Origin of the sequence: Sandarakinorhabdus cyanobacteriorum (genome assembly GCF_002251755.1) — a bacterium.
In the GTDB taxonomy this organism is placed as follows: Bacteria; Pseudomonadota; Alphaproteobacteria; order Sphingomonadales; family Sphingomonadaceae; genus Sandarakinorhabdus; species Sandarakinorhabdus cyanobacteriorum.
The window spans coordinates 24,683-36,433 of the sequence record NZ_NOXT01000096.1 but is presented as its reverse complement, the minus strand read 5'-3'; the positions used below and the strand labels follow the sequence as shown (position 1 = coordinate 36,433).

The 11,751-nt window shown below is 67.3% G+C and carries 10 protein-coding genes; 7 read left to right on the top strand and 3 right to left on the bottom strand.

Annotated features, from left to right (window positions below; all coding sequences use genetic code 11):
• Positions 1-225 (top strand): hypothetical protein (locus CHU93_RS17715; protein ID WP_207759233.1); only part of this gene is annotated, 225 nt, incomplete at its 5' end.
• An 80-nt stretch (positions 226-305) separates the two neighbouring features.
• On the opposite strand, the gene CHU93_RS05905 is transcribed toward CHU93_RS17715, so the two are convergent.
• Entirely contained in the window at positions 306-1,007 is a 702-nt protein-coding gene (locus tag CHU93_RS05905) for an EI24 domain-containing protein (RefSeq protein WP_165768620.1), read from the bottom strand.
• Positions 1,008-1,080: 73 nt separating this feature from the next.
• Here CHU93_RS05905 and CHU93_RS05900 point away from each other — a divergent pair, with 73 nt between their 5' ends.
• The gene (locus tag CHU93_RS05900) at positions 1,081-2,076 is read left to right on the top strand and encodes an adenosine kinase (RefSeq protein ID WP_094473192.1); all 996 of its coding nucleotides are present in this window, start codon (positions 1,081-1,083) and stop codon (positions 2,074-2,076) included.
• A gap of 172 nt (positions 2,077-2,248) precedes the next feature.
• Here the strand turns inward: CHU93_RS05900 and CHU93_RS05895 are convergent, their stop codons facing one another.
• Complete coding sequence (locus CHU93_RS05895; RefSeq protein WP_094473191.1) at positions 2,249-3,808, bottom strand: amino acid permease; 1,560 nt, start codon at positions 3,806-3,808, stop codon at positions 2,249-2,251.
• Positions 3,809-4,032: 224 nt separating this feature from the next.
• Here CHU93_RS05895 and CHU93_RS05890 point away from each other — a divergent pair, with 224 nt between their 5' ends.
• From CHU93_RS05890 to CHU93_RS05875, 4 genes are read left to right on the top strand one after another with little or no spacing between them, the layout of a single operon-like run.
• Positions 4,033-5,250, top strand: coding sequence for a hydrolase (locus CHU93_RS05890; protein ID WP_094473190.1), 1,218 nt, complete (start codon positions 4,033-4,035; stop codon positions 5,248-5,250).
• Complete coding sequence (locus tag CHU93_RS05885) at positions 5,247-6,278, top strand: arginine N-succinyltransferase (RefSeq protein ID WP_094473189.1); 1,032 nt, start codon at positions 5,247-5,249, stop codon at positions 6,276-6,278. Before CHU93_RS05890 ends, CHU93_RS05885 begins: the two co-directional genes overlap by 4 nt.
• Positions 6,265-7,677 (top strand): succinylglutamate-semialdehyde dehydrogenase, encoded by a 1,413-nt coding sequence (gene astD / locus CHU93_RS05880; protein WP_094473188.1) that lies wholly within the window; start codon positions 6,265-6,267, stop codon positions 7,675-7,677. The genes CHU93_RS05885 and astD overlap by 14 nt, the downstream gene beginning before the upstream one ends.
• Positions 7,674-8,936 (top strand): N-succinylarginine dihydrolase, encoded by a 1,263-nt coding sequence (locus CHU93_RS05875; RefSeq protein WP_094473187.1) that lies wholly within the window; start codon positions 7,674-7,676, stop codon positions 8,934-8,936. The genes astD and CHU93_RS05875 overlap by 4 nt, the downstream gene beginning before the upstream one ends.
• 119 nt (positions 8,937-9,055) lie before the next feature.
• Here CHU93_RS05875 and CHU93_RS05870 read toward each other — a convergent pair whose 3' ends face one another.
• Positions 9,056-10,495: an AMP nucleosidase gene (locus tag CHU93_RS05870; RefSeq protein WP_094473186.1), complete on the bottom strand. Its 1,440-nt coding sequence runs from the start codon at positions 10,493-10,495 to the stop codon at positions 9,056-9,058.
• Positions 10,496-10,549: 54 nt separating this feature from the next.
• Between CHU93_RS05870 and CHU93_RS05865 the strand changes: the two genes are divergently transcribed.
• Positions 10,550-11,698 carry an acyl-CoA dehydrogenase family protein gene (locus CHU93_RS05865; RefSeq protein ID WP_094473185.1) on the top strand — a complete coding sequence of 383 codons (1,149 nt, stop codon included), beginning with the start codon at positions 10,550-10,552 and terminating at the stop codon, positions 11,696-11,698.
• Positions 11,699-11,751: the final 53 nt, after the last annotated feature.

Below are 11,751 nucleotides of genomic sequence, written 5' to 3'. Positions count from 1 at the left end.
TCAGGCCGCTATTGGCGAGGGGTTTTTGGAGGTGCCCAGCTCTTTGGCCGCTATGGCGGTTTGGATGGGATCGATATTCTCTCGGAGAACCGCGTAGAGGTCCATCTTGCCTTTACAGTTCCAGACGTGGGAACAGCGCTTCACATCAATACCAAGGCGCCGATGAGCGCCGAATTTCTATCGGCACTGCGCCACCTGCAATCGTTGCTGCGGAACGCCACGTAGCCGGACCTGTCTCCAAAAGAGCCCGATGGAAAACAAGCGGGTGCAGGGGCCTCGCCCCTGCCCGCCGGAGGCACTTCTGCCTACTTCGCTTTCGCTTCTTCTTCCCGTTCCCGGTGGAAGATGTGGGTGGCCATCATCGCGCCCATCAGGGGGGCGATCAGGTTCAGAAAGGGCAGCGCGAACAGGCCGGCGGTGAGGAAGCCGATGCCCCAGCTGTCCCACTTGTGCTGGCCGGGCCAGGCGCGCGATTCGCCCAGGGCCACGTGGCGGGCGGCGACGGCTTCGAGATATTCGCGGCCCAGGGCCCAGCCGTTGGCGATGATGAACAGGATCAGCGGCCCGATGCCGGTGAACAGCAGCACGAGATAGGCGGGCAGCAGCAGGGCGTTGATGAGGGCGACGCGGATGGCAGCGCGGCCGCCCATGGCCATTTCGACGCCAAAGCCGAGCGCGTGGCCCCTGGCGGCGGGGTAGTAGCGTTGTTCGACGGCGACGATGATTTCATCCTGCCACATGGCCATGACGGCGGTGGCGATGCTGGTGAAGCCGAGCCAGGTGAGCAGCATGGAGAGGAGGACGGCGGCGGCATCCCCGGCCCCGGCGGCCCAGAAATCCTTGAGCCAGGCCGGCCAGCCGGTGGTTTCGATATGGCCGATGCCGGTGAACACGGCCCAGGCGAGGAGGGCGAACAGCAGCAGCGTGACCAGCAGCGCGCGCAGCAGCACCCGGCGGATGGGGGCATCCCACAATTGCGCGAAGGCGAGGATGAAGGCGGCGGCCATGGCGCATGTGGTAAGGGGTGGGCAGGCGCGGGGCAAGGCGCTATGGGCCAAGCCGACAGCTTCAGGAGCCTGCATGACCGCCAACCGCCGTTTCGACATATTGGCCATGGGCAATGCCATTGTGGACGTGATCAGCAGCGAGCAGCCGGAATTCCTCTCCAGCCGCGGTATCAAGCATGGTTCGACGCGCCTGATCGCGGCGGACGAGGCGGAGGCGCTTTATGCCGCCATGGGGCCGGGGCGCGAGATCAGTGGCGGTTCGGCGGCCAATTCGGTGGTGGGGGCCCGCATGCTGGGCGCGCGTACCGGCTTTGTGGGCCGGGTGGCGGCCGACCAGCTGGGCCAGGTGTTCACCCATGATATCCGCGCCGCCGGCGTGCATTTCGCCACCCCGCCGGCGACGACTGGCAATCCCACCGGCCGCTGCCTGATCGTGGTGACGCCGGATGGCGAGCGCACGATGAACACCTATCTTGGCGCCTGCCAGGAGCTGGACGCGGCCGATCTGGATGCCGAATTGGTGGCGGCGTCGGGCATTCTCTATCTCGAAGGCTATCTGTGGGATCCGGCCGCCCCGCGCGCCGCGATGCAGGCGGCGATCAAGGTGGCGCGCGAGGCCGGCAACAAGGTCGCCTTCACCCTTTCGGACGTGTTCTGCGTGGAGGGGCATCGCGGCGATTTCCGCGATCTGCTCAGCAGCCATGTCGATCTGGCCTTTGGCAACGAGAATGAGGTGAAGGCGCTGTATCAGACCGACGACATCGATGCCGCCATGGCCGAGCTGGCCAAACATGCATGCATCACGGTGGTGACGCGCAGCGAAAAGGGCGCGGTGGTGATCGGCGGCGGCCAGCATTGGGAAGTGCCGGGCGAGCATGTGGCAAAGGTGGTGGACACCACCGGGGCGGGCGACCTGTTTGCCGGCGGCTTCATGGCCGGGCTGGTGCAGGGCCGGCCGCTGCCCGACTGCGCCCGCATCGGCTGCATCGCGGCGGCGGAGGTGATCAGCCACTTCGGCGCGCGGCCGGAGGCGGACCTGCAGGCGCTGGTGGCGAGCAAGTTGGGCTGAGGGTCATCCAGCCAGTCTCACGCCGCTCATGCCGGGCTTGTCGAGGCATAGACCGGAGACTTGTGGCGCGTGCCTCGACGAGCTCGGCAGGAGCGGGTTTGGGGCTTTCGGCACAAAGAAAAAGGGCGGTCCGCCGGGGGCCGCCCTTTTCGTTTGCGCGGGTCAGGACGCGTTACGCATCCTTGCCGCCTGGCGTGTGGATGCCCGGCAGCGGCGGCACGCCCTGGGGCGGTACGTCGGCGCTCAGTTCGCCCACTTCGGTCACGCCGCGCGCCACGTTCGAGCGGCTGCGGCCATAGACGAAGTAGAAGACGAGGCCGATGGCGGCCCAGCCGAAGAACACCATCTGCGCCTCGATGGACAGGAAGGCGAACAGCAGCAGGCAGCCCAGCGCGGCGAGCGGGGCGACCAGCCACACGGCCGGCGTGCGGAACACGCGGCGGCGCGACGGATCGGTGCGGCGCAGGGTCATGATGGCGAGGGACACGAAGAAGAAGGCGCACAACGTGCCGCCGTTCGACACCGAGGCGAGCTGGCCAACCGGGAAGAAGGCCGCCGAAACCGCCACGCCCAGGCCGGTGATGATCGTCACCACGTGCGGGGTCTTGTATTTCGGGTGCACCTTCGACAGGGCGGCCGGCAGCAGGCCATCGCGGCTCATCACGAAGAACACGCGGGTTTGCGCGAACATCATCATGAGGACGACGGACGGCAGCGCGAAGCCGGCGGCGAGGCCAAGCACGTTGCCGATGCCGGGGTGGCCGATCATGCGCAGCACATGGGCCAGGGCTTCCTTGGAGCAGACCACCGGCAGCGTGGCTTCGGCGTAGCTCTTGCACTGTTCGGCCAGTTCCAGGCTTCCGGGGGCGAGGGCTTCGCCGGCCGGGCCGAACACCGGCTGGGCGCCATAGGCGCCAATGACGCCGGCACCCACCAGCATGTAGAAGATGGTGCAGATGACAAGGGAGCCAACCAGGCCGATCGGGATGTTCTTCTGCGGATCCTTGGTTTCTTCGGCGGCGGTGGACACCGCGTCAAAGCCGACGAAGGCGAAGAAGATGATCGAGGCTGCCGAAATGGCGCCGGTGACGCCCAACGGCATGAACGGCACGAACTTGTCGGCCTGGGCGGCCGGCACGGCCAGCGCCACGAAGGCCGCCAGTGCCGCAACCTTCACCGCCACCAGCACGGCGTTGACGGTGGCGCTTTCCTTGGTGCCCAACACCAGCAGCCAGGTGACGGCGAGCGCGATCACAACGGCGGGCAGGTTGATCAGGCCGCCGGCATAGGGCCCGTTGACCAGCTCCACCGGCAAGGTGATGCCGGCGAAATTCTGGATGACGCCCACCATGTAGCCGGACCAGCCGACTGCCACGGCGGAGGCCGCGACGGCATATTCCAGCACCAGCGCCCAGCCGACGATCCAGGCCAGGATCTCGCCAAAGGTGGCATAGCTGTAGGTGTAGGCACTGCCCGACACCGGCACCATGGCGGCCAGTTCGGCGTAGCAGAGCGCCGCCAGGCCGCAGACAAGGGCCGAGAGCACAAAGCTGATCAGCATGCCGGGGCCGGCCAGCTGCGCGGCTTCGGCGGTGAGCACGAAGATGCCGGTGCCGATGATGCCGCCGATGCCCAGCATGGTCAGCTGGAAGGCGCCCAACGAGCGGGCCAGCGATTTTTTCTCAGCGGTCGCCAGAATCGAGTCCAGCGACTTGACGCGCCATTTGTTCAAATGAAGTCCCCTTGGGTACGGTCTTGTTGCGTCCAGTCTTGCATCAGCGGCCGCCAAAGATGTCCCCTCCATGGGGCCGCCACGGTCATGTCACCGTCATGGCCGCTTTCCTTCGCCGTGGTCAAGGTGCCTTTCTGCCCCCCTCACCCGGCTGGCGGTTAAATTTGTGATTTGGATCACAAAAACAACTGGCCGTGCAACATCGCACAGGCTATCCTGCGGCGATGCACAGCCTGTCGCCTGCCGAATCCGCTGCCCTGGCCCGTCTTGATGGCCAGCGCGGCGCGCTGCTGGCGGAAATCGAGGGGTGGGCGGCGATCAACAGCGGCAGCCGCAATCTGGCCGGGCTGGCGCGCATGGCCGATGTGCTGGCCACGGCCTTTGCCCCGCTGGGCGGCAGCGTGGCGCGGGTGCCGGCGGCGCCGGCCAGCCAGATGGGCCATGATGGCCGTGAGGCGCCGCTGGCCCATGGCGACAATCTGCACATCATCAAGCGGCCGGAGGCGCCGATCCGGGTGTTGCTGACCGGGCATATGGACACGGTGTTCGCGGCCGATCATCCGTTCCAGGCCTGCCGCTGGCTGGATGCCGATAAGCTGAACGGCCCCGGCGTTGCCGACATGAAGGGCGGCATCGCGGTGATGAAGGCAGCGCTGGCCTGCCTGGAGGCCAGCCCCTTTGCCGAGGCGATCGGCTGGGAAGTGGTGCTGAACAGCGATGAGGAGGTGTCCTCCCCCGGCTCGGCGCCGCTGCTCGATGCCGCCGCCCGCCGCTGTCACCTGGGGCTGACGTTCGAGCCGGCGCTGCCCGATGGCACGCTGGCCGGCGGGCGCGCCGGTTCGGGGAATTTCTCCGCCGCCGTCCATGGCCGCGCTGCCCATGCCGGGCGCAATCCGCGCGATGGCCGCAATGCGCTGCTGGCCGCTGCCGATCTGGCGCTGCGGCTGGCAGAGCTGGCCGGGGATGATCTGTCGGTCAATCCGGCAAAGATCGATGGCGGCGGGCCCAACAACATCGTGCCCGACCTGGCGGTGCTGCGCTGGAACATGCGGCCGCGCAACGCGATGGCGCAGGCGCGCGCCGAAGCCGGCATCAATGCCGCCGTGGCCGCCGTGGCCACCGCGCACGATGTGCATATCCATGTCCATGGCCGCTTTGCCCGCCCGCCCAAGCCGATGGACGCGCACCAGCAGCGGCTGTTTGATCTGGTGCAGGGCTGCGGCGCGGCGCTGGGCCTCGCCATCAGCTGGCGCGACACGGGCGGCGTGTGTGATGGCAACAATATCGCTGCCACCGGCCTCAGCGTGGTCGACACACTGGGCCCGCGCGGCGGCGCCATCCACTCAGCCGACGAATTTCTCTGCGCCGATTCGCTGGAGGAGCGCGCCAAACTCGCCGCGCTGGTGCTGATGCGCGTGGCCCAACATGGATGGGTGCGATGAGCGTTTCCGAAGATCTGTGGCGGGTGCGCGCTGCCCGCGCCGATGATCTGCCCGCCATCCTGGCGCTGGCCCGGTTGACCGGCGGCGGCTTCACCAATCTGCCGCCCGACGAAGCCGCGCTGGGCCGGCGGCTCGACTGGTCGCTGGCAAGTTTCGGCCGGGATCAGGACGTGCCCCACAACGAACTGTATCTGCTGGTGCTGGAACAGGTGGCCACCGGCCGCATCGCCGGCACCGCGATGCTGTTCAGCCGGGTGGGCAGCGAATGGCCGTTCTACAGCTACAAGATTGGTACGCTGAAACAGACCAGCCGCGAGCTGGGGCGGAATTTTTCCATCCAGTTCCTGTCCTTGACCAGCGATTATGACGGTGCGTCGGAAGTGGGCGGGCTGTTCCTGCATCCCGATTGCCGCAGCGGCGGCCTGGGCCGGTTGCTGGCGCGGGCGCGTTATCTGTTCATCGCCCGGCACCGCGCCCGTTTTGGCCGGCGAATGATCGCCGAGCTGCGCGGCGTGATGGACGAGGCCGGCAATTCGCCCTTCTGGGATGCGCTGGGCCGGCAATTCTTTGGGCTGAGCTTTCCGGAGGCCGACGAGTTCAACGCCGTCAACGGCAACCAGTTCATCGCCGATCTGATGCCCAAGCACCCGATCTACACCGCGCTGCTGCCCGAGGCGGCGCGCGCCGCCATCGGCCAGCCGCATGTGAAGGGCCGCGCCGCGCTGGCCATGCTGGAGGCCGAAGGCTTTCGTTTCGACAATTATGTGGACATTTTCGATGGCGGCCCAACGGTTTGCGCCGACATTGATGCCCTGAAGGGCGTGCGCGAGGCGCAGGAGACGGTGCTGACTGGCCTGGCCGACAGCGCCGGCGAGGATGCCGCCCCCCGGCTGATCGCCAGCGGCCAGCTGGCCGAATTCCAGGCCTTTGTGGCGCCGCTGAACCTAGAAGGCGACCGGCTGCCCGCCAGCATCGCCGCACCGCTGGGCCTTTCGGTTGGCACGAGGATCACCCATGCCCCCTGTTGAGCTGATTTCGACCAATCCCTGCACCGGCGAAGTGATCTGGCGCGGGCCGGTCGGCGGTGTGGCAGAGGCCGTTGCACGGGCCCGGGCAGCAGCGCCGGGCTGGGCGGCGACGCCGCTGGCGGACCGCATCGCCATCTGCCGCGCCTTCAAGGCGGCGGTAGAAACGGTGGCCGAGGAGTTTGCGCGCCTGATTGCCGAAGAAACCGGCAAGCCCGTGTGGGAAACCCGCACCGAGGTGGCCAGCGTGGCGGCCAAGGTGGAGATTTCGATCGCAGCCCAGGCGGAGCGGGCCGGCGAGAAGGCCGGGGAGGCCGGCGGCGTCAAGCAGATGCTGCGCCACAAGCCACACGGGGTGCTGGCGGTGCTGGGGCCCTATAATTTCCCGGCGCATCTGCCAAATGGCCATATCGTGCCGGCGCTGCTGGCCGGGAATGTCATAGTGTTCAAGCCATCGGAGCAGACGCCGGCGGTGGGGGATTTCATGGCCCGGCTGTGGGCGCAGGCTGGGCTGCCGGCAGGCGTGCTGAATGTCGTGCATGGTGGCGGCGATGTCGGTCGTGATCTGGCCGCGGCGGATGTTGATGGCCTGTTGTTCACCGGCTCGGCGCATGTTGGCGCCGCGCTGGCCCGCCAGTTTGCCGACACGCCGCACCGCATCCTGGCGCTGGAAATGGGCGGCAACAATCCGCTGGTGGCGTGGGATTTGGGGGGGGACGTGGCCGACATCGACGCGGCGGCGGCCACTGTGGTGCAATCGGCCTATCTGTCGGCCGGGCAGCGCTGCACCAATGCGCGGCGGCTGATCCTGAGGGCTGGCGATGACCGGCTGGTGGAAGCGGTGCTGGCGCTGGCCGACCGTCTGATCGTCGGCGGCCCGTTCGATGATCCGCAGCCCTTCATGGGCCCGGTGATTTCCAATGCCGCGGCCGACGGGCTGGAGCGTGGCTGGGCGCAACTGCAGGCCGCCGGCGGCCGGGTGCTGCGCCCGCTGGTGCGGGCCCGGCCTGACCGGCCGTTCCTGTCGCCGGCGGTGATCGATATGACAGGCTGCGCAGCCAGCGATGACGAGCTGTTTGGACCGGTGCTGCAGATCATCCGGGTGGCCGATTGGGATGCGGCGATCGCGGCCGCCAATGCCACGCGCTTTGGCCTCGCTGCCGGGCTGATCGGCGGCGACCAGGCGCTGTTTGACCGCTTCTGGGCGCACAGCCGCGCCGGCATCGTCAACTGGAACCGACCGACCAACGGTGCGTCGTCGGCGGCGCCGTTCGGCGGCATCGGCGCCAGCGGCAACCACCGGCCCTCGGCCTATTATGCCGCCGATTATTGCGCCTTTCCGGTGGCAACGCTCGCCACCGACACGCTGGCCGCCAGCATCACGACGGGGCTGCGCCCATGATCCGCGAAATCAACTTCGATGGCCTCATTGGGCCGAGCCACAATTATGCCGCGCTGTCGCTGGGCAATCTCGCCAGCGCCAGGCATGGCGGGGCCACCAGCCGCCCGCGTGCGGCGGCCCTGCAGGGCATCGCCAAGATGCGCTTTGTCATGGGGCTCGGGCTGACCCAGGGCTTTCTGTTGCCGCTGGACCGGCCCAATGTCGGCTTTCTGCGCCAGATGGGCTTTGCTGGCAGCGACGAACAGGTGATTGCCCGCGCCGCCGCCGAGGATCCGCGCCTGTTCGCCACCGCGGCTTCGGCCAGCAGCATGTGGACGGCCAATGCCGCCACCGTGTCGCCGGCGCCCGACACGGCGGATGGCCGCTGCCACATCAGCGCCGCCAACCTGTCGCGCATGGCCCACCGCAGCATCGAGCATCCCGAAACCCACGCGCAATTGGCCATTGCCTTTGCCGATCCGGCCTTCGCCGTGCATGCCGCCCTGCCGGCGGCCTTTGGCGATGAAGGCGCCGCCAATTTCATGCGCCTGTGTGCGGCCCATGACGCGCCCGGCCTCGAAATCTTTGTCTATGGTGAGGAAGGCGGCCGCTTCCCCGCCCGCCAGAACCGCCGCGCCTCCGAAGCCATCGCCCGCCGCCACGGCGTTTCAAACGCCCTGTTCGTGGCGCAAAGCCAGACCGCCATCGATGCCGGCGCCTTCCACAATGATGTGGTCGCCGTCGCCAACGGCAACGTGCTGTTCGCCCACGAACAGGCCTTTGCCGATGCCGCCGCGCTGAAGGCCGATCTGGCGCGGCTGATGCCCGAGGCCCTCTATGTCGAGGTGCCGGCCAGCGCCGTGAGTCTGGAGGATGCCATCCGCTCCTATCTGTTCAACAGCCAGTTGCTCACCCTGCCCGATGGCAGCATGGCGCTGGTGCTGCCGAAGGAGGCGGAGGAGACCGTGTCGGTAAAGGCCTGGCTCGACACGCTGGTCGCCGGGAACGGCCCCATCAGGGCGGCGCATTTCGTTGATGTGCGCGAATCGATGCAGAATGGCGGCGGACCGGCCTGCTTGCGCCTGCGCGTGGTGGCCGATCCGGCGCGGGTCGATGCGCGCTTCCTGCTGGATGACGCGAAGGCGGACCGGTTGGAGCGGCTGGTGGAGCGCTGGTGGCCGGAGGCGATTGGCCCGGGGGACATGACCAACCCCGATCTGTGGCGGGATGTGAAGGCGGCGCGGGCGGCGTTGCTGGCGGAGGTGGGGCTGAGCCTCTGAGGGGGCAGCCCCCTCCGCCTCGCTGCGCTCGGCACCTCCCCCAGAGGGGGAGGATGACGCCGGTCCTCCCCCTCTGGGGGAGATGGCGCCGAAGGCGACGGAGGGGGCGGCGCTCGTCGTTACCGGAACGGCGGCTCGTCAAAGGCGCGCAGCTTGCGGCTGTGCAGCGCCGGGCCCTCATCGCGCAGGATCATCATCGCCTCGATGCCGACCTGCAGATGCTCCGAAATCGCGCCTTCGTAAAAACGGTTGGCCTGGCCGGGCAGCTTGATCTCGCCGTGCAGCGGCTTGTCCGACACGCACAGGAAAGTGCCATAGGGCACGCGGAAGCGATAACCCTGGGCGGCGATGGTGGCCGATTCCATGTCGATGGCGACCGCGCGGCTCTGGTTGAAGCGCAGGGATGACTGGGAATAGCGCAGTTCCCAGTTGCGATCGTCCGTCGTCACCACCGTGCCGGTGCGCAGCCGCGGCTTCAGCGCGTCGCCGGTCATGCCGGTCACCTTCTCGGTCGCCAGCTGCAGCGCCTTCTGCACTTCCGACAGCGCCGGGATCGGGATTTCCGCCGGCAGCACATCATCCAGCACATGATCATCGCGCAAATAGGCGTGGGCCAGCACATAATCGCCAATGGCCTGGCTGGGGCGCAGGCCACCGCAATGGCCGATCATCAGCCAGGCTTCCGGGCGCAGCACGGCGAGGTGATCACAGATGGTCTTGGCGTTGGCCGGGCCCACGCCGATGTTGACCAGCGTGATGCCGGTGCGGTTTGGCCCGATCAGGTGCCAGGCCGGCATCTGGTTCTTGCGCCAGGCAAAATCGCCGGCGGCCTGTTCGGCGTCGGGATTTTCGGCGGTGATGTCGAGCCCGCCGGGGCAGGCCAGCCGGTCATAACCATGCCCCAGCTGCCGGCAGGCCCAGCGCACGAATTCATCGACATAGCGGTGATAGTTGGTGAGCAGGATATAATGCTGGAAATCCTCCGGCGCGGTGCCGGTGTAATGCTTCAGCCGGGCCAGCGAAAAATCGGTGCGCGGGCCATCGAACAGCGCCAGCGGCCGCGCCTCCACCCTTGTTTCGTCCCACAGGCCGTCCACCAGCTCGTCGCCGATCTGCTGCAGTTCGGTCGTCGGGAAATAGCGCGCCAGCTCGGCCGCCGCCACACCGTCCAGCTTCAGATCGGCCGCGCCGTCGAGCACATAGGGGTAGGGAATTTCCACCTCTGACCGGCCAACGCTGACGATCACGTCATAATCGGCCATCAGCAGGCCCAGCTGCTCCTCCAGATAGGCGCGGAACATCGCCGGGCGGGTGATGGTGGTGGCATAGCTGCCGGGGCGGTTCAGCCGGGCAAAGGCGCGGATCGGCCGCAGCGCCCGGCGCTCACCGGAAAATTCCAGCCTGAGTTCGGGGTAGGCCCAGTCGCCGCGAACACGCTGGCTGCCATCAGGCGCGATACCGTTGTCGATATAGTCCTTGAGGGCGGCGCGCAGCGCGGCGATGGACTGGCTGTGAATGTCGATCAGCTGATCGACGATGGTCGATGGTGCAAGATTCATCTTGAGCCTGTTGCACGATTTGCACGCCGCTTTCCAGCCCCCTATGACAGCGCCATGAGCCAGTTTGACCTGACCGACGACCAGAAAGCCATCCAGGAGGTGGCGCGGCGCTTCACGGCCGAAGCCATCACCCCCCACGCCGCGCGCTGGGATGAGGAGCATCATTATCCGAAAGACGTGGTGCAGGCCGCCGCCGCGCTGGGCTTTGGCGCCATCTATGTCAGCGAGGCTTCGGGCGGCATCGGGCTGGGCCGGCTGGAAGCGGCGCTGATCATGGAGGCGATGGCGCACGGCTGCCCCTCCACATCGGCCTTCATCTCCATCCACAACATGGCGGCCTGGATGATCGACTGTTTCGGCAGCGATGCGGTCAAGTCACGCTATCTGCCCGGCCTGGTCAGCATGGACCAGATCGCCAGTTACTGCCTGACCGAGCCCGGTTCGGGATCGGACGCCGCCGCGCTGAAGACCCGCGCCGTCCGCGATGGCGATCATTATGTGGTGACGGGTTCCAAGGCGTTCATTTCCGGCGGCGGCGTGAATGATGTCTATGTCACCATGGTGCGCACCGGCGGCGATGGGCCCAAGGGCATTTCCTGCCTGGTGATCGAAAAGGACATGCCGGGCGTGTCGTTCGGTGCGCAGGAGCGCAAGATGGGCTGGCGCTCCCAGCCCACCGCGCAGGTGAATTTCGATGGCGTGCGGGTGCCGGTGGACAATCTGGTTGGCGCCGAAGGCCAGGGCTTTGCCATTGCCATGTCGGGGCTGGACGGCGGCCGGCTCAACATTGGCGCCTGCTCGCTGGGCGGGGCGCAACGCGCGCTGGATGAGGCCATTGCCTACACCCGCCAGCGCCAGCAGTTCGGCAAGGCGATTGCCGATTTCCAGGCCACCCAGTTCAAGCTGGCCGACATGGCGACCGAACTCGCCGCGGCGCGCGTGCTGCTCTATCAGGCCGCCGCCAAGGTGACGGCGGGCAGCCCGGACAAGACGATGTTCGCCGCCATGGCCAAGCGCTTTGCCACCGATGCCGGCATGGCCATCGTCGATCGCGGGCTGCAGCTGTTTGGCGGCTATGGCTATCTGCAGGATTTCCCGATGGAGAAATTGTTCCGCGATCTGCGCGTGCACCAGATATTGGAAGGCACCAACGAAATCATGCGGGTGATCACGGCGCGGGAACTGATGCGGTTTTACAATTGATATTCGCAGTTAACCAAAACCTGGTTGCGCCGTCAGCAAATTCCTGACTGTCT

Bases quoted from the DNA above. Each gene is read 5' to 3' on its own strand.
- CHU93_RS05890 (WP_094473190.1), top strand. From the start codon at position 4,033: ATGCACAGCCTGTCGCCTGCCGAATCCGCTGCCCTGGCCCGTCTTGAT.
- CHU93_RS05870 (WP_094473186.1), bottom strand. From the start codon at position 10,495: ATGAATCTTGCACCATCGACCATCGTCGATCAGCTGATCGACATTCAC.
- CHU93_RS05900 (WP_094473192.1), top strand. From the start codon at position 1,081: ATGACCGCCAACCGCCGTTTCGACATATTGGCCATGGGCAATGCCATT.
- CHU93_RS05885 (WP_094473189.1), top strand. From the start codon at position 5,247: ATGAGCGTTTCCGAAGATCTGTGGCGGGTGCGCGCTGCCCGCGCCGAT.
- CHU93_RS05905 (WP_165768620.1), bottom strand. From the start codon at position 1,007: ATGGCCGCCGCCTTCATCCTCGCCTTCGCGCAATTGTGGGATGCCCCC.
- astD (WP_094473188.1), top strand. From the start codon at position 6,265: ATGCCCCCTGTTGAGCTGATTTCGACCAATCCCTGCACCGGCGAAGTG.
- CHU93_RS05865 (WP_094473185.1), top strand. From the start codon at position 10,550: ATGAGCCAGTTTGACCTGACCGACGACCAGAAAGCCATCCAGGAGGTG.
- CHU93_RS05875 (WP_094473187.1), top strand. From the start codon at position 7,674: ATGATCCGCGAAATCAACTTCGATGGCCTCATTGGGCCGAGCCACAAT.